Annotated in this window: 20 protein-coding genes; 16 read left to right on the top strand and 4 right to left on the bottom strand. The window is 41.9% G+C overall.

From position 1 onward, the window contains the following. Positions 1–16 precede the first annotated feature (16 nt). Positions 17–313, top strand: a complete 297-nt coding sequence (locus tag B7708_RS05420) for a bacteriocin immunity protein (RefSeq protein ID WP_084974323.1) — start codon at positions 17–19, stop codon at positions 311–313. 96 nt (positions 314–409) lie between these two features. On the opposite strand, the gene B7708_RS05415 is transcribed toward B7708_RS05420, so the two are convergent. Then, on the bottom strand, positions 410–2,041 hold the full coding sequence (locus tag B7708_RS05415; protein WP_084974321.1) for a Na/Pi cotransporter family protein: 1,632 nt from the start codon (positions 2,039–2,041) through the stop codon (positions 410–412). Between the two features lie 316 nt (positions 2,042–2,357). On the opposite strand from B7708_RS05415, the gene B7708_RS05410 reads away from it, so the two are divergent. The 13 genes from B7708_RS05410 to dnaJ all read left to right on the top strand — a co-directional run bounded on the left by B7708_RS05410 (position 2,358) and on the right by dnaJ (position 18,996). After that, a complete protein-coding gene (locus B7708_RS05410; protein ID WP_084974319.1) occupies positions 2,358–7,082 on the top strand; it encodes an endo-beta-N-acetylglucosaminidase in 4,725 nt (1,574 codons plus the stop codon). Positions 7,083–7,322: 240 nt separating this feature from the next. After that, on the top strand, positions 7,323–8,522 hold the full coding sequence (locus tag B7708_RS05405; protein ID WP_001096770.1) for a phosphoglycerate kinase: 1,200 nt from the start codon (positions 7,323–7,325) through the stop codon (positions 8,520–8,522). Positions 8,523–8,847: 325 nt separating this feature from the next. Next, positions 8,848–9,375: an FUSC family protein gene (locus B7708_RS05400; RefSeq protein ID WP_084974317.1), complete on the top strand. Its 528-nt coding sequence runs from the start codon at positions 8,848–8,850 to the stop codon at positions 9,373–9,375. Positions 9,376–9,451: 76 nt separating this feature from the next. Further along, a complete protein-coding gene (glnR, locus tag B7708_RS05395; protein WP_000664331.1) occupies positions 9,452–9,808 on the top strand; it encodes a transcriptional repressor GlnR in 357 nt (118 codons plus the stop codon). 36 nt (positions 9,809–9,844) lie between these two features. Next, the gene (gene glnA / locus B7708_RS05390; RefSeq protein ID WP_084974315.1) at positions 9,845–11,191 is read left to right on the top strand and encodes a type I glutamate--ammonia ligase; all 1,347 of its coding nucleotides are present in this window, start codon (positions 9,845–9,847) and stop codon (positions 11,189–11,191) included. Positions 11,192–11,305: 114 nt separating this feature from the next. After that, positions 11,306–11,626 (top strand): PadR family transcriptional regulator, encoded by a 321-nt coding sequence (locus B7708_RS05385; protein ID WP_084974313.1) that lies wholly within the window; start codon positions 11,306–11,308, stop codon positions 11,624–11,626. Further along, positions 11,626–12,171 carry a DUF2812 domain-containing protein gene (locus B7708_RS05380; RefSeq protein WP_084974767.1) on the top strand — a complete coding sequence of 182 codons (546 nt, stop codon included), beginning with the start codon at positions 11,626–11,628 and terminating at the stop codon, positions 12,169–12,171. The genes B7708_RS05385 and B7708_RS05380 overlap by 1 nt, the downstream gene beginning before the upstream one ends. A gap of 64 nt (positions 12,172–12,235) precedes the next feature. After that, on the top strand, positions 12,236–12,748 hold the full coding sequence (locus tag B7708_RS05375) for a DUF2812 domain-containing protein (protein ID WP_084974311.1): 513 nt from the start codon (positions 12,236–12,238) through the stop codon (positions 12,746–12,748). Positions 12,749–12,908: 160 nt separating this feature from the next. Next, the gene (hrcA, locus tag B7708_RS05370; protein ID WP_084974309.1) at positions 12,909–13,943 is read left to right on the top strand and encodes a heat-inducible transcriptional repressor HrcA; all 1,035 of its coding nucleotides are present in this window, start codon (positions 12,909–12,911) and stop codon (positions 13,941–13,943) included. A 38-nt stretch (positions 13,944–13,981) separates the two neighbouring features. Then, positions 13,982–14,497: a nucleotide exchange factor GrpE gene (gene grpE, locus B7708_RS05365; RefSeq protein ID WP_084974307.1), complete on the top strand. Its 516-nt coding sequence runs from the start codon at positions 13,982–13,984 to the stop codon at positions 14,495–14,497. A gap of 369 nt (positions 14,498–14,866) precedes the next feature. After that, complete coding sequence (gene dnaK / locus B7708_RS05360) at positions 14,867–16,690, top strand: molecular chaperone DnaK (RefSeq protein ID WP_000034667.1); 1,824 nt, start codon at positions 14,867–14,869, stop codon at positions 16,688–16,690. Positions 16,691–16,955: 265 nt separating this feature from the next. Continuing rightward, positions 16,956–17,588 (top strand): DJ-1/PfpI family protein, encoded by a 633-nt coding sequence (locus B7708_RS05355; RefSeq protein ID WP_084974306.1) that lies wholly within the window; start codon positions 16,956–16,958, stop codon positions 17,586–17,588. Between the two features lie 271 nt (positions 17,589–17,859). Further along, positions 17,860–18,996, top strand: coding sequence for a molecular chaperone DnaJ (dnaJ, locus tag B7708_RS05350; RefSeq protein WP_001066318.1), 1,137 nt, complete (start codon positions 17,860–17,862; stop codon positions 18,994–18,996). A gap of 76 nt (positions 18,997–19,072) precedes the next feature. Here dnaJ and B7708_RS05345 read toward each other — a convergent pair whose 3' ends face one another. From B7708_RS05345 to B7708_RS05335, 3 genes are all read right to left on the bottom strand, one after another. Further along, positions 19,073–19,732, bottom strand: a complete 660-nt coding sequence (locus B7708_RS05345) for a hypothetical protein (protein WP_084974303.1) — start codon at positions 19,730–19,732, stop codon at positions 19,073–19,075. 63 nt (positions 19,733–19,795) lie between these two features. Next, positions 19,796–20,074: a hypothetical protein gene (locus B7708_RS05340; RefSeq protein WP_084974301.1), complete on the bottom strand. Its 279-nt coding sequence runs from the start codon at positions 20,072–20,074 to the stop codon at positions 19,796–19,798. Positions 20,075–20,083: 9 nt separating this feature from the next. Beyond that, a complete protein-coding gene (locus B7708_RS05335; protein ID WP_061417930.1) occupies positions 20,084–20,494 on the bottom strand; it encodes an HIT family protein in 411 nt (136 codons plus the stop codon). Between the two features lie 67 nt (positions 20,495–20,561). Between B7708_RS05335 and B7708_RS05330 the strand changes: the two genes are divergently transcribed. Beyond that, entirely contained in the window at positions 20,562–21,293 is a 732-nt protein-coding gene (locus B7708_RS05330) for an ABC transporter ATP-binding protein (protein WP_084974299.1), read from the top strand. Continuing rightward, positions 21,290–22,339 carry an ABC transporter permease gene (locus B7708_RS05325; RefSeq protein ID WP_084974297.1) on the top strand — a complete coding sequence of 350 codons (1,050 nt, stop codon included), beginning with the start codon at positions 21,290–21,292 and terminating at the stop codon, positions 22,337–22,339. The genes B7708_RS05330 and B7708_RS05325 overlap by 4 nt, the downstream gene beginning before the upstream one ends. The last annotated feature ends 13 nt before the right edge of the window (positions 22,340–22,352 follow it).

The following is a 22,352-nucleotide window of genomic DNA, read 5'->3' as shown; positions in this document are numbered from 1 at the left end:
AAGGGAGGTGGTCAGGATGGCAGAACCAAACCTAGAAAGCCTTATAAGAGATCTCTACAACCATGCTCGTCAGGGTTTGAGTGAAGATTTAGTTGCTGCTCTCCTAGAGACTGCTAAAAAACTGCCTACCACTAATGAGCAATTACTAGCAGTCCGACTCTCAGGACTGGTCACCCGTGAATTGCTCACCAATCCCAAACACCCAGCACCTGAATTGATCAATTTGGCTCACTTTATCAAAAGAGAAGAAGCCAAGTACAGGGGCACTGCAGTTTCTGCTATCATGTTTGGTGAACTCTTTAAGATGCTTTGATTCCATTGTGAATCAAAGTATTTTTTATATGCTCCAAAAGAAATTCTTAATGAGGAGATGAAAAAAGCCATCCCATTCAGGATAGCTTCTTACCCATTAAATCTGTTCAGCGATGACCTTTTCAGCTAGGTTCATAGCATGGTCAGATACACGAGTGTAGTGGGAAATGATGTCGATAAAGTTGACTCCAGCTTGTGTAGAACACTCACCCTTGTTAAGGCGTTTGATATGGGTCTTTCTGAGAACACGTTCCATATTGTTGATTTCTTTATGGCGTTCAATCAGACTCTGAGCTTTTTCAATATCATTGTTTTCCACACTATCAAGGGCATCCTTGATAAAGTCAGTAGTTTTTTGATAGATATCCGCTAATTCCTCTAAAGCAGCTTCAGAAAAATGAACATCTTTGCGTTGGAGGTAGTCTGTTAGGTTGAGCAAGCCTTCTGCGTGGTCTCCAATCCGTTCCAAATCACGAGACGAATCCAGGATGTTAGTCAAGACTTCGCTTTCCTTTTGACTCAAGGATTCGCTTGAGAGTTTGATGAGGTAACGAGTGAGTTTTTCATCAATGGTGTTGATGGCTTCCTCTGTCTTGTGCCCTTTTTCAGCTACCTTTTCATCCAAACCGATGATATAGTTATAAGAAAGGTCAAAAGCTTTTGCTGCATAGTTCCCCAAGTGCAAAAGTTCTTTTTTGGCATTTCCTAGAGCGATAGAAGGAGATTGTTGGATAAGTTGTTCGTCGAGATAAAGGGGCTCGTACTTGACAACCTCGTCTTCACCAGGGATGAGCTTGGTTACAAAGTAGGCCAAGGCTCCGATGAATGGAAATTGTACAATGGTGTTACTTACGTTAAAGGCACCGTGAGAGAAGGCGATCGTCATCTCAGGTGAGAGGTGAAGAAGTGCCTGGAAGTACTCGATCATAGCAGTGAAGGGGCCTAATAAGATTAAGCAAAGAATAGTCCCTAGAACGTTAAAGGTAACGTGGGTTGCTGCAACGCGTTTTGCAGAGACATTGGCTCCAGCTGCCGCGATGATAACGGTTAGGGTTGTCCCGATATTATCCCCGAAGAGAACTGGTAGTGAACCTTTAAGGTCAAGGAACCCACCTGCATAGAGGCCTTGCAAAATCCCGATTGTAGCCGAGGAAGCCTGGATGAGGACGGTAATCACTGCACCAGCTACCACTCCTAAAATAGGATTTTGTCCCAAGGTTACCATATATTCCTTGAATTGTGGTAAATCTTTAAGTGGGCTCATACCGGCACTGATGAGGTTGAGTGCGTAGAAGATTCCCCCGACACCAAATAGGATGCGCCCGATATTGTTTGCTGTTCGATTTTTTGTAAAGAAGAGGAACATGGTTCCAAGGAAAATCAAGGGCAAAGCATACTCGCCCAGTTTGAAACCGATGATAAAGGAAGTAACAGTGGTTCCAATATTGGCTCCCATGATAATTCCGATAGCTTGTCTAAGAGTTAGAAGACTAGCGCTGACCAGCCCAACCGTGATAACTGTAACCCCTGTGCTTGACTGAATGAGAGCAGTTACGACGATCCCGACTAGAACACCTAAAAAGGGATTACTGGTGTACTTGTCAATGTAAAAACGAAGGCGATCTCCAGCAGCTTGTTGCAAACCGTCTCCCATGGTCTTGATACTGTATAAAAACAGTCCTAGACCTCCTAAAAAGTGAAATAAAATTTCCTGCCAATTAATGGACATTTCTTTTTCCTCCGAAAAATAATAACGGAATTTCTCCTATTCTATTTTAAAGGATAAAAGTAAATCTCACAAGTGTTTTTCTGTTATTTTAGTAAGAAATAACTAACTTTTTTTAAAAATTTTTTCAAAAGGGAGATTCTACCTCAAATATAGATGCCTAAATAAATTGTATCCAAATTAAACTGTTTCTTATCCTAGTTATAGTTTTTTTGTCAAATAGATTGACAACGCTTTCACATAAGGTAGAATGAAGATAATCCTGTTCTGATGATTGATTGTGGGAACAGTTACTTTTTTGTTCTATTAGGAGGATAAGATGAAAGATCTATTTTTTGAAAAACGTTGCCGTTACAGTATTCGTAAGTTGTCGATTGGGGCTTGTTCCTTGATGATTGGATCAGCTCTATTTGCGAGCCCAGCTCTTGCGGAACAGGTCCCTGTTCCTGAGTCTACTGCCAACACTTCAGCACAGAATTCAGGTGCAGGTGAAAATGCAGATGCAGATACCTCGGCTGAGGATAAGAAGCTGAAGGAAACTGAAAACAAGGTAGCTGAGCAACCAATTTCAGAAAACACTCCAGCAATAACGGATTTGGTTAATGAAAAAGAAGAAGCAAAGCCAACTCCGACAGATAAAACTGAAAAACCTGCTCAACCAACTGAAAAAGAAGAAACCAAACCAGAGGAAGCTCCTCAAGTAGCTGAGAAGAAAGCCGATAAACCAACTCTAGCAGACGTTCCTAAAAATGAAGAAAAGAGTCTCCGACCTAAAGAAATCAAATTTGATACATGGGAAGATTTGTTGAAATGGGAACCGGGTGCGCGTGAGGATGATCCCATTAACCGTTCATCAGTTGAACTCGCCAAGCGCCATAGAGGCCAGTTGGTTAACGAAAAAGCAAGCAGAAGAGCCAAGGTTCAGGCGCTAGCAAACACCAACTCGAAAGCTAAAGACCACGCTTCTGTTGGTGGAGAAGAATTTAAAGCTTACGCTTTTGATTACTGGCAATACTTGGATTCAATGGTCTTCTGGGAAGGCCTAGTTCCTACTCCAGACGTCATTGATGCAGGGCACCGCAACGGAGTTCCCGTTTATGGAACACTCTTTTTCAACTGGTCAAATAGCATTGCCGACCAAGAGAAATTTGTAGCTGCCTTGAAACAAGACGCAGATGGCACTTTTCCTATCGCACGAAAACTTGTCGATCTTGCTAAGTACTATGGCTTTGATGGCTATTTCATCAACCAGGAAACAACGGGTGAATTGGTAGAACCTCTTGGTGAAAAAATGCGCCAATTCATGCTCTATACAAAAGAATACGCAGCCAAAGTCAACCACCCAATCAAGTATGCTTGGTACGATGCCATGACCTACAAATACGGTCGTTACCACGAAGATGGTCTTGGTGATTACAACTACCAGTTTATGCAAAAAGAAGGTGACAAGGTTCCTGCAGATCAATTCTTCGCCAACTTCAACTGGAATAAGGAAAAGAATGATCACTCCGTAGAGATGGCAAAATGGCTAGAGCGTAGTCAATATGATGTTTTTGCAGGCTTGGAATTGCAACAAGGTGGTTCTTATAAGACCAAAGTCAAATGGGACGCCCTCTTAGATGAAAAAGGCAAGTTGCGTTTGTCACTGGGACTCTTTGCGCCAGATACGATTACCAGTCTAGGGAAAACAGGAGAAGACTACCACAAGAACGAAGACATCTTCTTTACAGGTTACCAAGGAGATCCGACGGCTCAAAAACCAGCAGATAAAGAGTGGTATGGAATTGCCAATTTAGTTGCTGACCGTACACCAGCAGTAGGACGCACCTTCACGACCTCCTTTAATACAGGTCATGGTAGAAAATGGTTTGTAGACGGTAAAGTTTCTAAGGATTCTGAGTGGAACTACCGTTCTGTTTCAGGTGTCTTGCCAACATGGCGCTGGTGGCAGACTTCAACAGGGGAAAAACTTCGTGCAGAATACGACTTTACAGATGCCTATAATGGTGGGAACTCCCTTAAATTCTCAGGTGATGTAGCTGGTAAGACAGACCAGGATGTGAATTTGTATTCTACCAAACTAGAAGTGACCGAAAACACCAAACTTCGTGTTGCTCACAAGGGAGGAAAAGGCTCTAAAGTTTATATGGCCTTCTCTACGACTCCAGACTACAAATTTGAGGATGCAGCCGCATGGAAAGAACTGACTCTCTCTGACAACTGGACAAATGAAGAATTTGACCTTAGCTCACTAGCAGGAAAAACCATCTACGCAGTCAAACTCTTCTTCGAGCATGAAGGAGCTGTAAAAGATTATCAGTTCAACCTAGGTCAATTGACCATTTCAGATAATCACCAAGCACCACAAGCGCCGACAGGCCTCTCTGTAGTGAAACAATCTCTCAAGAACGCCCAAGAAGCTGAAGCGGTTGTCCAGTTTGCAGGTAACCAAGATGCAGATTTCTATGAAGTCTACGAAAAAGATGGAGATAACTGGCGTTTATTGACAGGATCATCTGCTTCGACTATCTACTTGCCAAAAGTTAGTCGCTCTGCTAATGCGACTGGTAGGACTCAGGAATTGAAAGTCGTTGCAGTTGGTAAAAATGGCCTTCGTTCTGAAGCGGCGACGGCATCCTTCAACTGGGGGATGACAGTTCAGGATACGACTCTCCCAAGACCTTTGGCTGAAAATATTGTTCCAGGGGCAAAGGTTATCGGTAGCACTTTCCCAAATACTGAAGGTGGAGAAGGCATTGAAGGTATGTTGAACGGTACCATTACTAGCTTGTCAGATAAGTGGTCTTCAGCTCAGTTGAGCGGTAGCGTAGATATTCGTTTGACCAAGCCACGTACCGTTGTTAGATGGGTGATGGATCATGCAGGAGCCGGTGGAGAATCCGTAAACGACGGTTTGATGAACACCAAAGACTTTGACCTTTATTATAAAGATGCGGATGGTGAATGGAAATTAGCTAAGGAAGTCCGTGGCAATAAAGCGCACGTGACGGATATCACTCTTGATAAACCAATCACCGCTCAAGATTGGCGCCTAAAAGTGATCACTTCAGATAATGGAACACCTTGGAAAGCCATTCGTATCTACAACTGGAAGATGTACGAAACACTAGATACAGAAAGTCAAAATATTCCAATGGCTAAGGTAGCAGCCCGTTCACTTGGAAATCATCAAGTTCAACTTGGCTTCTCTGATGTTCCAGCAGGCGCAACCATCACTGTTTACGACAAGGCTGATTCACAAACACCGATTGCAACTTTGAAGTCTGAAAATGGTGGCGACTTAGCAACAGCACCATTGGCCTTTGACAAGCAACCAAATCTCCTCTACTATCGTACCCAACTACCTGGCAAAGAAATCAGTAACACCTTGGCAGTAGCGATTCCGCAGGATGAGAGAAAAATTGCTGCAGTTAGCCTTGAAAAAGGACCTAAGAAGACGGTTTACAAAGAGGGAGAAAAACTTGACCTTAGAGGCGGTACTCTCCGTGTTCAATATGAAGGGGGACAAGCCGACGAGCTGATTAACCTTACTCACTCAGGTGTGACTGTTTCTGGATACGACGCTCATCAAAAAGGGGAACAGAAGCTCACAGTCAGCTACCTTGGACTTCCAGTTACTGGTGACTTGAAGGTGCAAGTGGCAGGACAAGACCAAGCGAAACCGAAAGAAGTAGCAGGTCTGTACATTACTCAGAAACCGAAAACGGATTATCTAGTAGGTGATCAACTGGATCTTGCAGAAGGTCGCTTCAGCGTTCTCTATGATGATGAGACAGAAGAGACTCACAGCTTTACTGATAAAGGTGTTGAAATCACAGGCTACGATGCTCAAAAGACTGGACGACAAACCTTGACCTTGCATTACAAGGGCCACACCGCTGAGTTTGATGTTTTGGTTTCTCCAAAAGCAGCTGTCAATGATGAGTACCTCAAACAAGAAATCACTGCTGCCCAAGGTCGTCAGTCAACCCTTGCCTACACCTTCTCAAGTGAGGACAAACAAGCAGCACTAGTAGAGAAGCTCAATGCAGCGAAAACTGTAGCAGAAAACCATAATGCTAGCCAAGAAGAAGTCAACAAAGCCTTGAATGAGTTGAAACAAGCAGGGACAGACTTGGATGGAAATCAACGTTATCAGACTGCCGGAGAAGAATTGGAAGGCTTGTTGACAAAAGTTCGTGAAAAAGATCCTCAAACTGAGTTGATTACCCAAGCAGAAGCTTTATTATCTTCTCAAACCCCAACTCCTCAAGCATTTGCGGACATGAAAGAAAAGCTGAATAAGAAGCTAGTTCCTGCAGAAGAAAGCCACCACGTTGGCAGTATGGATCCAAATGAAGTGACTCCAACAGTTGAAACCCTCCCTGAACTAGTTGTTGAAACAGAAACAAAAGCCTTTGAACGCCAAGAACGACCAAATGCTGACCTTCTCAAAGGCCAACGCCGTGTTGTGCAAGTAGGAGTTGAAGGCCAAGTTCGTCACTTTGTAGAAGTAGATGCCCAAGGCAAACGTACCCTTCGTTCGACTGAGGTTCTCAAGGCAACTCTCCCAGAAATCACAGAAGTTGGTACAAAAGTTCTCTCAAGTAACCAACCAGCTGAAGGTGTAAAAGATCTAGTTCACGAGAAACCAACTCTTGAAATTGAAGAAAAATCACTTGCCTTCGAACGTCAAGAACGACTAAATTCAGATCTCCTCAAAGGTCAACGTCGTGTTGTGCAGGCAGGAGTTGAAGGCCAAGTTCGTCATTTGGTAGAAGTGGATGCCCAAGGTAATCACACCCTTCGTTCGACTGAAGTTCTCAAGGAATCTATTCCAGAAATTGTTGAAGTAGGAACGAAAGAAGAGCAAGTCTCACAAACCGTAGACCAAGCGCTTTTAGCTGCACCAGCAAAAGTTGAAGAAGCAAGCAAACAACTGCCAAATACTGGGGCAGAAATAGATGCCGGTCTAGTAGCGCTGGGTCTTCTCGGAGTGATGAGTGGCTATGGACTTGTAGCTTTGAAAAAGAGAGAAGATTAATCGAATCTTGGATTTTCTCATAAAAACTAAAAAACAAGGTTTGACTGTAGATTAGTCAAGCCTTGTTTTAACTAGTTTTTCTTGTATTAATTAGTTATTTGGTAAGTTTTTTCTAGTTTTAATTTTAAAAAAAGTAGTTTCAGTTGCAAGAATGAACTCGAAAAGTTTAGGGTTTTGCTATCTCTTTTGTTGATTTTGTGATATAATTAACACGTATAAAAAAAGAAGGAGTCATATCTAATGGCAAAATTGACTGTTAAAGACGTTGACTTGAAAGGGAAAAAAGTTCTCGTTCGTGTTGACTTCAACGTACCTGTTAAAGATGGCGTGATTACTAATGATAACCGTATCACTGCAGCTCTTCCAACTATCAAGTACATCCTTGAACAAGGTGGACGTGCAATCCTCTTCTCTCACCTTGGCCGTGTAAAAGAAGAAGCAGATAAAGAAGGTAAATCACTTGCTCCTGTAGCTGCTGACTTAGCTGCTAAATTGGGACAAGAAGTTAAATTTATCCCAGGTGTTACACGTGGTGCTGAATTGGAAGCCGCTGTTAACGCTCTTGAAGATGGACAAGTTCTCTTGGTTGAAAACACTCGTTTCGAAGATGTTGACGGCAAGAAAGAATCTAAAAACGATCCTGAACTTGGTAAATACTGGGCATCTCTTGGAGATGGTATCTTCGTAAACGATGCATTCGGTACAGCTCACCGTGCACACGCATCTAACGTTGGTATCTCAGCAAACGTTGAAAAAGCAGTTGCTGGTTTCCTTCTTGAAAACGAAATTGCCTACATCCAAGAAGCAGTTGAAGCTCCAGAACGTCCATTCGTGGCTATCCTTGGTGGTTCAAAAGTTTCAGACAAGATCGGTGTTATCGAAAACTTGCTTGAAAAAGCTGATAAAGTTCTTATCGGTGGTGGGATGACTTACACATTCTACAAAGCACAAGGTATCGAAATCGGTAACTCACTTGTAGAAGAAGACAAATTGGATGTTGCGAAAGCTCTTCTTGAAAAAGCAAACGGCAAATTGATCTTACCAGTTGACTCAAAAGAAGCAAACGCATTTGCTGACTACACTGAAGTGAAAGACACTGAAGGTGAAGCAGTTGATCCAGGATTCCTTGGTTTGGATATCGGTCCAAAATCTATCGCTAAATTTGACGAAGCTTTGACTGGTGCGAAAACAGTTGTATGGAACGGACCTATGGGTGTATTTGAAAACCCTGACTTCCAAGCTGGTACAATCGGTGTGATGGACGCTATCGTGAAACAACCAGGCGTGAAATCAATCATCGGTGGTGGTGACTCAGCTGCTGCAGCAATCAACCTTGGCCGTGCAGACAAGTTCTCATGGATCTCTACTGGTGGTGGAGCATCAATGGAACTCCTTGAAGGTAAAGTATTGCCAGGATTGGCTGCACTTACAGAAAAATAATTTCAGCCCGTTAGTCTCTACAAAATCCTGATTTTGTAGAAAAAGGAACAAAACTGAAACGTTAACAAAAAGGTGGCTATGTCACCTTTTTGTGTTAGTGGAGGTATTTGTGACGCGGTGGTGGTGCTTCAATGGAACTCCTTGAAGGTAAAGTATTGCCAGGATTGGCTGCACTGACAGAAAAATAAGCTTTCGTAAATGAAATGATGAAAAGAGGAACTTTGTTTCCTCTTTTTCTTGTAGCTTGAATTAAAAACGTTTCCGATTGATTTTGGCTCATAAAATCAACTGATTTATGATAAAATGGAAATAGAAAGTTGAGATTATGGGTTATTTTAAAAAATATAAATTTGATAGGTCACAGTTCAAGCTTGGTCTGCGAACTTTTAAAACCGGTATTGCTGTTTTTCTAGTTCTCTTGATCTTTGGTTTTTTTGGTTGGAAGGGACTTCAAATTGGGGCTTTGACAGCAGTCTTTAGTTTGAGAGAGAGTTTTGATAAGAGTGTTCATTTTGGAACATCACGCATTCTAGGAAACAGTATCGGTGGTTTCTACGCTCTTGTTTTCTTCCTCTTAAACACTCTATTTCAAGAAGCCTTTTGGGTGACCTTGCTGGTTGTTCCAATATGTACCATGTTAACCATTATGACAAATGTTGCTATGAACAACAAGGCAGGAGTTATCGGTGGTGTAGCGGCTATGTTGATCATTACCCTATCAATACCAAGCGGAGAAACATTTTTGTACGTGTTTGCGCGTGTATTTGAAACTTTTATGGGTGTTTTTGTGGCCATACTCGTAAATTATGATATTGATCGTTTCAGAAATCTTTTGGAGAAAAAAAGAAAATAATGTTATATTTTATGACATTATCAATTGACGTATGTGTTTTTTTAGATTATAATAGACAGAAAGAAGGAAATTGTAAATGAAGGAAAGAGAATTTCGCCGAAATATGGCTGTTTTTCCTATCGGCAGTGTGATGAAATTGACCGATCTCTCGGCGCGTCAGATTCGTTATTATGAAGATCAAGAGTTGATAAAGCCTGATCGAAACGAAGGGAACCGTCGCATGTATTCTTTGAATGACATGGATCGTTTGCTTGAAATCAAAGATTATATCTCTGAAGGTTTCAATATTGCTGCTATTAAGAAAAAATATGCTGAACGTGAGGCGAAATCCAAGAAAGCAGTGAGCCCAACGGAGGTGCGTCGTGCGCTTCATAATGAGCTCCTCCAACAGGGACGCTTTGCTTCAGCACAGTCGCCTTTTGGTCGCGGTTAGGCAATCGCAAGTAGTCAAAAATTAAGGAGAAAACTCATGCCAATCACAGCTGCAGATATTCGTCGTGAAGTCAAGGAAAAAAATGTTACCTTTATCCGTCTCATGTTTTCAGATATTCTGGGAACTATGAAAAACGTCGAAATTCCTGCTACAGATGAACAGTTAGACAAGGTCTTGTCAAACAAAGCCATGTTTGATGGATCTTCTATTGAAGGTTTTGTACGTATCAATGAGTCAGATATGTACTTGTACCCAGACTTGGATACATGGACAGTCTTCCCTTGGGGAGATGAAAATGGAAGTGTTGCAGGTTTGATCTGTGATGTCTATACAACAGAAGGTGAACCATTTGCAGGTGACCCTCGTGGTAATCTCAAACGTGCACTTCGTCACATGGAGGAAGTAGGATTCAAATCCTTCAATCTTGGTCCAGAACCAGAATTCTTCCTATTTAAGTTGGATGAAAATGGTGACCCAACACTTGAAGTAAATGACAAAGGTGGCTACTTTGATTTGGCGCCTACTGACCTTGCGGACAATACACGTCGTGAGATTGTGAATGTCTTGACTAAGATGGGATTTGAAGTAGAAGCAAGTCACCATGAGGTTGCGGTTGGTCAACATGAAATTGACTTTAAGTATGATGAAGTCCTCCGTGCCTGTGATAAGATTCAAATTTTTAAGCTCGTTGTTAAAACCATTGCTCGCAAACACGGGCTTTACGCAACCTTTATGGCGAAACCAAAATTTGGTATTGCTGGATCAGGTATGCACTGTAATATGTCCTTGTTTGATGCAGATGGGAATAATGCCTTCTTTGATCCAAATGATCCAAAAGGAATGCAGTTGTCAGAAACGGCCTACCATTTCCTTGGCGGTTTGATCAAGCATGCCTATAACTATACTGCTATTATGAACCCAACGGTTAACTCATACAAACGTTTGGTTCCAGGTTATGAAGCGCCTGTTTACATTGCCTGGGCTGGTCGTAACCGTTCGCCACTAGTTCGTGTACCGGCTTCACGTGGTATGGGAACTCGTCTTGAGTTGCGCTCGGTAGACCCAATGGCAAATCCATACATCGCTATGGCGGTTCTATTGGAAGTTGGTTTGCACGGTATTGAAAACAAAATCGAAGCACCAGCTCCTATCGAAGAAAACATTTACATCATGACAGCTGAAGAGCGTAAGGAAGCTGGCATTACAGACCTTCCATCAACTCTTCACAACGCTTTGAAAGCTTTGACTGAGGATGAAGTAGTCAAGGCTGCCCTGGGTGACCACATCTACACTAGTTTCCTTGAAGCTAAGCGTATCGAGTGGGCTAGTTATGCAACCTTTGTGTCACAATGGGAAGTTGATAACTATTTAGATCTTTACTAATATAGAAGAAAGATTGCCTGAGGGCGGTCTTTTTTTCTTGCTTTTTATATCGAGGTGTGATATATTTTATATAACGAGATGCGATATATCGAACTGAATAGGAGGTGGTTATAAATGGAACTAACGGATAAGATTCGTCGAGTTTATCTTCCGATGACGGAAACGGGCTTTTATATCTTGTTCTGTCTGCAAAAGGAACGTCATGGTTATAGTATTACGCAAAAGGTCAAGGAGATGACAGATTCGCAAGTCTTGATTAGTCCTGGAACTATGTATGGAACCTTGTCAAAAATGGAAAAGGATGGTTTGATTTCCTTTGTCCGAGAAGAAGAAAAACGTAAAATCTATCGGATAACAGACTTGGGACGCAAAGTCTTAGATATTGAATTGAAGCGTATTGAACGGCTCTACAGAAACAGTCAAGAGGAACTATGATGGAAAATAAAATTGTTTATCGACTTGTTACAATTGCGGATTATGAGAGGGAGGCAGTTTTTCTAGGGGAAATGCATTATAAGGGTTGGAAACTTAGAAAAGTGAGCTATTCTATCTTATTGTTTGTAGTTAAGTATACCTTTGAAAAATGTCAGCCTGAGCAAGTGTCTTATCAGTTGGATTTTTACCCAATGGAAAAATCAGAGAGAGCTTCCTATTTACAACTATTTAAAGACTGTGGCTGGGAGCATATTACAGACTTTAATAGTTTTTCCTATTTTAGAAAAGCACATTCTGAAATTGAATCGGATGCAGAGTTTGAAATTTATAACGATGCTACTAACAAGTTGGATATGGTTAATCGAATTTTAAGACTGCGACTAGTACCTAGTTTGCTTTTGCTAGCCATACATATACCATTCCTATTTATATTGCTTAGTAGAAGTAATACGTTTGATCTATGGAAATTTCTTGTGGTTGGGATAGATATTTTCTTGTCTTTAATCCTTCTGTTAATAGTTGTCTACATTAGCTGGAAGTTATGACATAAAAAGAAGGAATTATCAGATTTATGATAGGGTAGGTATGCTCAAAATTGGAGGGGAAGTCATGATAAATAAAAAGCAATTTCGAATTTTCACCATTCTTGATTTGGACAAGGAAGAAGAATATTTACATGAGATGCATTTGAAAGGTTGGAGGTATAGAACTAGTCGTTTGGTTTTTTTCTATTTTGACCAATGTCAACCGGACGATATCATCTACTGTATCTATGATTCTAGATTTCTTAAAAAGTATAAGCATGAACTGCAAGATTTTAGAAATAGAGATTGGGAACTGATAGAAGCAGGTTCTTGTTCAATTCTTCGTAAATCGTCTTCTGATTTACTTCCGGAGGATCAAGTCTATATGAGTAAGACTCTCAGGTGGGAAGTTATGCGGTATAGACTTCGTTCGTGTACAGCTGCTTTCTCGGGTGGTCTTGTTGTTTGTATGAGTTTGTTTCGAGAAGAACTGTCGCAATCTTTCTTCGTCATTTTTGCTCTATATGCCTTTATAATTTCTTATCTATTCTATGGTTTTTTCAGGCTTAGAAGGAAATATCGAGTAGATGGAAGGTAAGTTTCTAGGTCTTTAGACTGATTTTTAGCACTCTTGATAAAAGAGTGCTAATTTTTTGAGTTTTTGTCTTGACATTCTCTTTTAAGGGTGTATAATAGAATTATAAGTTAGCACTTGGGTGTATCGAGTGCTAATCAATCTGACAGAGGGGAGTGATGAGATGGTTACAGAGCGTCAGCAGGATATTTTAAATCTGATTATTGACATCTTTACCAAAACGCACGAACCTGTCGGATCTAAAGCCTTACAAGAGTCTATCAACTCTAGTAGTGCAACCATTCGTAATGATATGGCGGCTCTAGAAAAGCAAGGTTTGCTTGAGAAGGCTCATACTTCGAGTGGTCGGATGCCAAGTGTTGCTGGTTTTCAGTACTATGTGAAACACTCACTGGATTTTGACCGACTGGCTGAAAATGAGGTTTATGAGATTGTTAAAGTCTTTGATCAGGAGTTCTTCAAACTGGAGGATATTTTGCAAGAGGCTGCTAATTTACTAACAGACCTGAGTGGCTGTACGGTAGTGGCTCTGGATGTTGAGCCAAGTAGACAGCGCCTGACGGCTTTCGATATTGTCGTTCTAGGACAACATACTGCTCTTGCAGTTTTCACCCTAGACGAGTCTCGAACGGTTACCAGTCAGTTTTTAATTCCAAGGAATTTCTTGCAAGAAGATTTGCTGAAACTGAAGAACATCATTCAGGAACGTTTCCTCGGTCACACTGTTCTAGATATTCACTACAAGATTCGGACGGAGATTCCGCAGATTATCCAGCGTTACTTCACAACAACGGACAATGTCATGGATCTCTTTGAACACATTTTTAAAGAAATGTTCAACGAAAACATTGTAGTGGCGGGCAAGGTCAATCTCTTGAATTTTGCCAATCTAGCAGCCTATCAGTTCTTTGACCAACCGCAAAAGGTAGCTCTGGAGATTCGTGAAGGTCTGCATGAAGATCAGATGCAAAATGTCCGTGTTGCAGATAGTCAAGAATCCTGTCTAGCTGATCTAGCAGTGATTAGCAGTAAATTCCTTATCCCTTATCGTGGTTTTGGAATTCTGGCGATTATCGGTCCAGTCAATCTGGACTACCAGCAACTAATCAACCAGGTCAATGTGGTCAATCGAGTCTTAACTATGAAACTCACAGATTTCTACCGATATTTGAGTAGTAATCATTATGAGGTGAGTTGAATATGAAATTACATAAATTCCTAAAAAGGAGGCGAAAAATGTCTGAGGAAATAAAAAACGAAGAAGTAAAAGAAGAGGAAGTTGTTGAAACGACAGAAGAAGCAACTCCTGAAAAGTCCGACTTGGACTTGGCAAATGAACGTGCCGAAGAATTTGAAAATAAATATCTACGAGCACACGCTGAAATGCAAAATATCCAACGTCGTGCCAATGAAGAGCGTCAAAACTTGCAACGCTATCGCAGTCAAGACTTGGCAAAAGCAATCTTACCATCGCTCGACAACCTAGAACGTGCCCTTGCCGTTGAAGGTTTGACAGACGACGTCAAAAAAGGATTGGAGATGGTGCAAGAAAGCTTGATTCATGCTTTGAAAGATGAAGGAATCGAAGAAATCGCAGCTGATGGCGAATTTGACCATAACTATCACATGGCCATCCAAACTCTCCCAGCAGACGATGAACACCCCGCAGACACTATAGCTCAAGTCTTCCAAAAAGGCTACAAACTCCATGACCGCATCCTACGCCCAGCCATGGTAGTAGTGTACAACTAGGCAATTCTGACGGTAGCTAAAGCAACTCGTCAGAAAACGGCAATCGCTATGGCGTTTGCCTAGCCTCCTTACTAACTCGTCGTCGAAATAATATCGATTTCGACTCCTCATGTCGTAACATACTAGGAAACTTGTCCGAAACGACAATAAACTATGAAGAAGGATAAAAAGCAAGCCGGAGGCTTGCAAGGAAGATATTTCCCGCCGTGGTGAAAGTTTCAGTAGCTTTTGCTACTGAAACAGGGGATTTTTGAGACAATAGGCTTAAAAATAAGTGATGAAATCCCGTAGGGAGTTGCTCACGTCCCCACCACTTAAGGGGAATATCAAAAAATCAAAATTCGAATTAAACTTTAAGGAGAAAAACACATGTCTAAAATTATCGGTATTGACTTAGGTACAACAAACTCAGCAGTTGCAGTTCTTGAAGGAACTGAATCAAAAATCATCGCAAACCCAGAAGGAAACCGTACAACTCCATCTGTAGTATCATTCAAAAATGGTGAAATCATCGTTGGTGACGCTGCAAAACGCCAAGCGGTAACAAACCCAGATACAGTTATCTCTATCAAATCTAAGATGGGAACTTCTGAAAAAGTTTCTGCTAACGGTAAAGAATACACTCCACAAGAAATCTCAGCTATGATTCTTCAATACTTGAAAGGCTACGCTGAAGATTACCTTGGTGAAAAAGTAACTAAAGCAGTTATTACAGTTCCAGCTTACTTTAACGATGCTCAACGTCAAGCAACTAAGGATGCTGGTAAAATCGCTGGTCTTGAAGTAGAACGTATCGTCAACGAACCAACAGCAGCAGCCCTTGCTTACGGTTTGGACAAGACTGACAAAGAAGAAAAAATCTTGGTATTCGACCTTGGTGGTGGTACATTCGACGTATCTATCCTTGAATTGGGTGACGGTGTCTTCGATGTATTGTCAACTGCAGGGGACAACAAACTCGGTGGTGACGACTTTGACCAAAAAATCATCGACCACTTGGTAGCAGAATTCAAGAAAGAAAATGGTATTGACTTGTCTACTGACAAGATGGCAATGCAACGTTTGAAAGATGCAGCTGAAAAGGCTAAGAAAGACCTTTCAGGTGTAACTTCAACACAAATCAGCTTGCCATTCATCACTGCGGGTGAAGCTGGACCTCTTCACTTGGAAATGACTTTGACTCGTGCGAAATTTGACGATTTGACTCGTGACCTTGTAGAACGTACAAAAGTCCCAGTTCGTCAAGCCCTTTCAGATGCAGGTTTGAGCTTGTCAGAAATCGACGAAGTTATCCTTGTTGGTGGTTCAACTCGTATCCCAGCCGTTGTAGAAGCTGTGAAAGCTGAAACTGGTAAAGAACCAAACAAATCAGTAAACCCTGACGAAGTTGTTGCCATGGGTGCTGCGATCCAAGGTGGTGTGATCACTGGTGATGTTAAAGACGTTGTCCTTCTTGACGTAACACCATTGTCACTTGGTATCGAAACAATGGGTGGTGTATTTACAAAACTTATCGATCGCAACACTACGATTCCAACATCTAAATCACAAGTCTTCTCAACAGCAGCAGACAACCAACCAGCCGTTGATATCCACGTTCTTCAAGGTGAACGCCCAATGGCTGCGGACAACAAGACACTTGGACGCTTCCAATTGACTGATATCCCAGCTGCACCTCGTGGAATTCCTCAAATCGAAGTAACATTTGACATTGACAAGAACGGTATTGTGTCTGTTAAGGCTAAAGACCTTGGAACTCAAAAAGAACAAACAATTGTTATCCAATCAAACTCAGGTTTGACAGACGAAGAAATCGACCGCATGATGAAAGATGCAGAAGCAAACGCTGAAGCAGATAAGAAACGTAAAGAAGAAGTAGACCTTCGTAACGAAGTAGACCAAGCAATCTTTGCGACTGAAAAGACTATCAAGGAAACTGAAGGTAAAGGCTTCGATGCAGAACGTGATGCTGCCCAAGCTGCCCTTGATGACCTTAAGAAAGCGCAAGAAGACAACAACTTGGACGAAATGAAAGCGAAACTCGAAGCATTGAACGAAAAAGCTCAAGGCCTTGCTGTTAAACTCTACGAACAAGCCGCAGCAGCACAACAAGCTCAAGCAGGAGCAGAAGGCGCACAAGCAACAGGAAACGCAGGCGATGACGTCGTAGACGGAGAGTTTACTGAAAAATAAGATGCAAAGCCCGTTAAAACCTCACAGTGAAAATAGGAAATCTGACGCAGAAACTTTAGTTTCTAGGAAGATTTGCACCTAAAGGTAGCCATATCTGTAATTCGCTAAAGCGAAAACAGCTACGTCTCTTTTTCACCAAGAGGTTAGGGCGTGCTCAATTCAGCATTACTAGTTTGATTTTTAAAACTTGAACTAGTAAGTATAAGAAGAAATCCAGAGGTTGCAACCCAGCCTCTGTTTTTCGGTAAAATAGAGGATGTTGCGTATGAAAAAAGTACTTTGTGTCATTTATCCTAATTTTTCTCTTTATGAGATAGCCACTTTAACAAGTACTTTAGCTCTTTCTTTTGACATCACGATTGATTATGTCGCTTCAAATCATTCGATGATTGTCTCTGAAGATGGTTTGCCCTGCCAACCGACGAAGACGTTGAATCAAATACGTCTAGAAGATTATTCTTGTGTCATTTTGCCAGGAATGGTAAATATAGGGCCTGCTCTACAGGATGAAAAATTAAATTCGTTTTTGAGGGGACTCGGCAAGCAGGATATCTTAATTGCAGCAATTTCTTCTGCGCCCATATTGTTAGCGAAAGCTAGCTTGTTGAATGACACGAAATTTACTGGTGGGATTTGGCAAAACTTTTTTGACTATTTTGAATTTCTTCCACGTGAGAATTTCCAACCCAAACTGGTTGTGCAAGATAAAAATATCATTACTGCTATTGGCTTTGCACATCAAGAGTTTGCAAGAAAAGTGATACTTGGTCTAGGTTTGGCAGAAAATGCTGACAACTATTTTAAAGAACAGAACGAATATTCAGAAGAGGACTTGATTTTTACTCTATCGGACAAAGAGTTTGATGAAGTGAAGCAAAGTATAGAAAATATCCTCTAAAGATTACATGAAAATTATAGAAAGGAACAAAGAGTGTTCGCAACTGAACACGGGTTCCATAAATTCTTACTCAAAATGAAAGAAAGGAATTGAACCCGACCTAAATCGTGGTTTCGTTCCGTAATATTAACAGAAAGGAATAAGGGTGTTCGAGTAACTGAACACGGGCTACGGACTATGCCAAAAAGATAGTTTTTTCTAGGACGCAAGCGTCCGTCGTCAAAACTCCTATTTTGGCTGTGTCCGTTTGACGCCCTTTGTATCTTGAATTATGAACAATACTGAATTTTATGATCGTCTGGGGGTGTCAAAAAACGCTTCGGCAGACGAGATCAAAAAGGCTTATCGTAAGCTTTCCAAAAAATATCACCCAGATATCAACAAGGAGCCTGGTGCTGAGGAAAAATACAAGGAAGTTCAAGAAGCCTATGAGACTTTGAGTGACGACCAAAAACGTGCAGCCTACGACCAATATGGGGCTGCGGGTGCCAACGGTGGCTTTGGTGGTGCTGGCGGTTTCGGTGGCTTTGACGGAGCAAGTGGCTTCGGTGGTTTTGAGGATATTTTCTCAAGTTTCTTCGGGGGAGGCGGAGCTTCGCGCAATCCAAACGCTCCTCGTCAAGGGGATGACCTCCAGTATCGTGTGAACTTGACCTTTGAAGAAGCTATCTTTGGAACGGAAAAAGAGGTTAAATACAATCGTGAAGCCAGCTGTCGTACATGTAACGGCTCTGGTGCTAAGCCAGGGACAAGTCCAGTCACTTGTGGACGCTGTCATGGCGCTGGTGTCATTAACGTCGATACGCAGACTCCTCTTGGTATGATGCGTCGCCAAGTAACCTGTGATGTCTGTCATGGTCGCGGAAAAGAAATCAAGGATCCATGTACAACTTGTCACGGAACAGGTCATGAAAAACAAGCTCATAGCGTACATGTGAAAATCCCTGCTGGTGTGGAAACAGGCCAACAAATCCGTCTCGCGGGTCAAGGTGAAGCAGGCTTTAACGGTGGACCTTACGGAGACTTGTATGTAGTGGTTTCTGTAGAAGCAAGCGATAAGTTTGAACGTGAAGGAACGACTATCTTCTACAATCTGAACCTCAACTTTGTCCAAGCTGCTCTTGGTGATACTGTGGAAATTCCAACCGTGCATGGTGATGTTGAATTGGTCATCCCAGAAGGAACTCAGACAGGTAAGAAATTCCGTCTACGTGGCAAGGGAGCGCCAAGCCTTCGTGGTGGTGCTGTTGGTGACCAATACGTGACTGTCAATGTCGTGACTCCGACAGGCTTGAACGATCGTCAGAAAGCAGCGCTTAAAGAGTTCGCAGCTGCAGGTGACTTGAAAGTCAATCCAAAGAAAAAAGGCTTCTTTGACCACATAAAAGATGCCTTTGAAGGAGAATAAAGTAAAAAGAGCCGTCGGGCTCTTTTTTGTATTGTGGGAAATTTAGGCATCGGAAAATCATTCTCCATCTGGTTTGCTATTTGTACTTTTGAGTGAGCAAGCCAGCCGCATCCATCTCCTGAATGAGTTGCTTGATTTCTGCTTCTTTACCAGATTTCACGGTGATGGTATCAATGTGGTTGATTGCCGAATTATCCTGAATATCCACCAAAGTCAAAGCTTTTTCATAGAATGTGATTCCCTTTTTTAGGATCTCCTGATCATTCCAAAAGAGAATTGAGTAATTAGGATTAAATTTCTTTCCTTTTTCTTGGAGATACTTCTCGCTTTCCTTCTCTAAAAATTGGAATAAGCCATGATTGAACAAGTTATCCCCTACTTTATAGTAGGAAATCTCTCCTGTCTGGAGGACATAGACTTCGAGTCGGTTTTTGGAGAGTTTTGGACTTTCTTTTAGGACGGGGTGGCTATTGATGACCTCATCTGAGAAAGTAACATAAAAATGTAAGCCTCCACCCTCAAATTGATAGTGTCCATTTGATTCTACTTTCTCGGGAGGCATGTCAAGAGAGATAAAGATTTGTTTTAAGGATTCATTCCCTTTTTGGATGTCACTCGGTGAGGCCTTGAAAAGATTCATCAGTAGTAGAAATGCCAGGACTACAAGCAGACAGAGGCAACCACAAGGGATCGCGATGACCTTCGCTAGAACTTTTAAAAACTGTTTCACTTTCATTCCCTCCTTTTTCTGTTCGAACCTAGTATCCAAAAAAGAGTTTAAGGAAAGTTGGAGACTCTCTTATCCTTGATTTTCTTCTTGGAGGACTGCCATCCTGGTTTGGAAATCCTTTTCCAAGACTTTGAACTTGTAGGTCAAATCTTTTTGGTATTCCTTGATAAGGGCTTTTTGTTGGTCGATGATTTGCAGGCTGTTTTGAATGACATCCAAGTCCTCCTTCATAGCCTCGACACGGTCGCTAGTGTCTATAAACTCCTCCGTGATGGCCTGGCGATTTTTCACGACAAAATAACTTCCAGCTGCAGCTCCTGCGAATAGCAGTAGATTTGATAGTTTCATGGCAACTCCTTAAGCGTTTCTAATGGTTTCAGCGACTTGGGCAAGTTTGTCAAAGTCAGGTTCGTGAGCGATAAAGTCAATCTTGAGGTCATCTTCTGCACCGTAGCGAGGTACGAGGTGCACATGGGTATGAAAGACCGTTTGACCAGCGACTTCCTCGCAATTGGCAATGATATTCATGCCGACAGCCTTGGTAGCCTTCATAACTTTTTGAGCCACTGTTGGCACTTGTGCAAAGAGTTGGCTGGCGCTCGCAGCATTCATCTCCAAGAGATTGCGGTAGTGCTCTTTTGGCACGACTAAGGTGTGTCCAGGCGTTACTTGAGAGATATCAAGAAAGGCAAGAACCTGCTCATCTTCGTATACTTTTGAAGCAGGAATATCCCCTGCGATGATCTTACAAAAAATGCAATCTGACATAAAATCCACCTCTACTGTATTGAATTTTGATATAATATAGCTACATTATACCAGATTCGGAGAAAATATGTTAGAAATTAAAAACCTGACAGGAGGCTATGTTCACGTTCCTGTCTTGAAAGATGTGTCCTTTACAGTTGAAAGTGGGCAGTTGGTCGGTTTGATTGGTCTCAATGGTGCTGGGAAATCAACGACAATTAATGAGATTATCGGTCTGTTGACACCTTACAGTGGGGAAATCAAGATTAATGGTCTCACCCTGCGAGAAGATGCAACCAACTACCGCAAACAGGTTGGCTATATCCCAGAAACGCCTAGACTGTATGAGGAATTGACCCTCAGAGAGCATATCGAGACGGTTGCCATGGCCTATGGTATTGAGCAAAAAGTGGCTTTTGAGCGAGTAGAATCTTTGTTAAAAATGTTTCGTTTGGATCAAAAATTAGACTGGTTCCCAGTGCATTTTTCTAAAGGGATGAAGCAGAAGGTCATGATTATCTGTGCCTTTGTCGTGGATCCGAGCCTCTTTATCGTAGATGAGCCTTTTCTTGGCCTCGATCCACTCGCTATTTCTGACTTGATTCAGCTTTTGAAAGTGGAAAAGCAAAAAGGCAAGTCTATCCTCATGAGTACCCATGTTCTGGACTCGGCGGAAAAGATGTGTGACGCCTTTGTTATCCTCCACAAGGGAGAGGTGCGGGCTCAGGGGAACCTCCAGCAACTGCGCGAGGCCTTTAACATGCCTGAGGCTAGTTTGAATGATATTTACTTGGCTCTGACCAAAGAGGAGGAGCTATGAAAGACTTGTTTTTAAAGCGAAAGCAGGCTTTTCGTAAGGAGTGTGTCGGTTATCTGCGTTATGTTCTCAATGACCACTTTGTCTTGTTCCTGCTGGTTCTCATTGGTTTTCTAGCTTACCAGTACAGTCAACTCTTACAACATTTTCCTGAAAATCATTGGCCTATCCTCTTGTTTTTGGGGATTGTATCTGCCTTGCTTTTGGCTTGGGGAGGAATCGCGACCTACATGGAAGGACCGGATAAACTCTTTCTCTTAGTCAGTGAAGAGGAGGTCAAGTCCCACCTCAAAGGGCAGACGGTGCGCTCACTGGTCTTTTGGCTCTTTGTCCAAACCCTTTTCTTGCTTTTATTTGCGCCCTTATTTTTAGCCATGGGTTATGGCTTACCAGTTTTTCTCATCTATGTGCTTTTATTGGGAACTGGGAAATACCTGATTTTTCGTCAAAAAGTTAGTAAATTTTTTACTGGGAACGGAATTGACTGGGACTATGTCATTGTCCAAGAAAGCAAGCGCAAGCAAGTCTTGCTTCGTTTCTTTGCTCTCTTTACTCAGGTCAAGGGCGTTTCAAACAGTGTCAAGCGTCGCGCTTATCTGGATTTCATCCTAAAGACTGTTCAAAAGGTGCCTGGGAAGATCTGGCAAAACCTCTATCTCCGCTCTTATCTGCGAAATGGAGACCTCTTTGCTCTCAGTCTTCGCCTCTTGCTCCTATCCTTGTTAGCTGTGATTTTTATCGAGCAGTCCTGGATTGCGATGGCAGTGGTTGTCCTGTTTAATTACCTTATGCTCTTCCAGTTGTTGGCTCTCTATCGTGCTTTTGACTACCAGTACTTGACCCAGCTCTTTCCTTTAGAAAAGGATGAAAAGGAGAAGGGCTTGAAACAGATTGTGCTCGGTGTGGGTAGTGTCGTTCTCTTGTTGGAATTGCTAGTCGGAGTAGTAGTTTTTCAAGAAAAAATAGCCTTGTTGGCTCTTGTGGGAGCAAGTTTCTTCCTACAATTGTTTTATTTACCTTACCAACTGAAAAGATTGGTTGACGAATAGACCAAAAACTAGT

The sequence above is a fragment of the Streptococcus oralis subsp. dentisani genome (genome assembly GCF_002096615.1).
Lineage (GTDB): Bacteria > Bacillota > Bacilli > Lactobacillales > Streptococcaceae > Streptococcus > Streptococcus oralis_U.
This window is presented reverse-complemented; position numbering and strand designations above follow the sequence as displayed.

Coding starts and splice junctions, on each gene's coding strand:
- B7708_RS05420 (WP_084974323.1), top strand. CDS start 17: ATGGCAGAACCAAACCTAGAAAGCCTTATAAGAGATCTCTACAACCAT.
- B7708_RS05415 (WP_084974321.1), bottom strand. CDS start 2,041: ATGTCCATTAATTGGCAGGAAATTTTATTTCACTTTTTAGGAGGTCTA.
- B7708_RS05410 (WP_084974319.1), top strand. CDS start 2,358: ATGAAAGATCTATTTTTTGAAAAACGTTGCCGTTACAGTATTCGTAAG.
- B7708_RS05405 (WP_001096770.1), top strand. CDS start 7,323: ATGGCAAAATTGACTGTTAAAGACGTTGACTTGAAAGGGAAAAAAGTT.
- B7708_RS05400 (WP_084974317.1), top strand. CDS start 8,848: ATGGGTTATTTTAAAAAATATAAATTTGATAGGTCACAGTTCAAGCTT.
- glnR (WP_000664331.1), top strand. CDS start 9,452: ATGAAGGAAAGAGAATTTCGCCGAAATATGGCTGTTTTTCCTATCGGC.
- glnA (WP_084974315.1), top strand. CDS start 9,845: ATGCCAATCACAGCTGCAGATATTCGTCGTGAAGTCAAGGAAAAAAAT.
- B7708_RS05385 (WP_084974313.1), top strand. CDS start 11,306: ATGGAACTAACGGATAAGATTCGTCGAGTTTATCTTCCGATGACGGAA.
- B7708_RS05380 (WP_084974767.1), top strand. CDS start 11,626: ATGGAAAATAAAATTGTTTATCGACTTGTTACAATTGCGGATTATGAG.
- B7708_RS05375 (WP_084974311.1), top strand. CDS start 12,236: ATGATAAATAAAAAGCAATTTCGAATTTTCACCATTCTTGATTTGGAC.
- hrcA (WP_084974309.1), top strand. CDS start 12,909: ATGGTTACAGAGCGTCAGCAGGATATTTTAAATCTGATTATTGACATC.
- grpE (WP_084974307.1), top strand. CDS start 13,982: ATGTCTGAGGAAATAAAAAACGAAGAAGTAAAAGAAGAGGAAGTTGTT.
- dnaK (WP_000034667.1), top strand. CDS start 14,867: ATGTCTAAAATTATCGGTATTGACTTAGGTACAACAAACTCAGCAGTT.
- B7708_RS05355 (WP_084974306.1), top strand. CDS start 16,956: ATGAAAAAAGTACTTTGTGTCATTTATCCTAATTTTTCTCTTTATGAG.
- dnaJ (WP_001066318.1), top strand. CDS start 17,860: ATGAACAATACTGAATTTTATGATCGTCTGGGGGTGTCAAAAAACGCT.
- B7708_RS05345 (WP_084974303.1), bottom strand. CDS start 19,732: ATGAAAGTGAAACAGTTTTTAAAAGTTCTAGCGAAGGTCATCGCGATC.
- B7708_RS05340 (WP_084974301.1), bottom strand. CDS start 20,074: ATGAAACTATCAAATCTACTGCTATTCGCAGGAGCTGCAGCTGGAAGT.
- B7708_RS05335 (WP_061417930.1), bottom strand. CDS start 20,494: ATGTCAGATTGCATTTTTTGTAAGATCATCGCAGGGGATATTCCTGCT.
- B7708_RS05330 (WP_084974299.1), top strand. CDS start 20,562: ATGTTAGAAATTAAAAACCTGACAGGAGGCTATGTTCACGTTCCTGTC.
- B7708_RS05325 (WP_084974297.1), top strand. CDS start 21,290: ATGAAAGACTTGTTTTTAAAGCGAAAGCAGGCTTTTCGTAAGGAGTGT.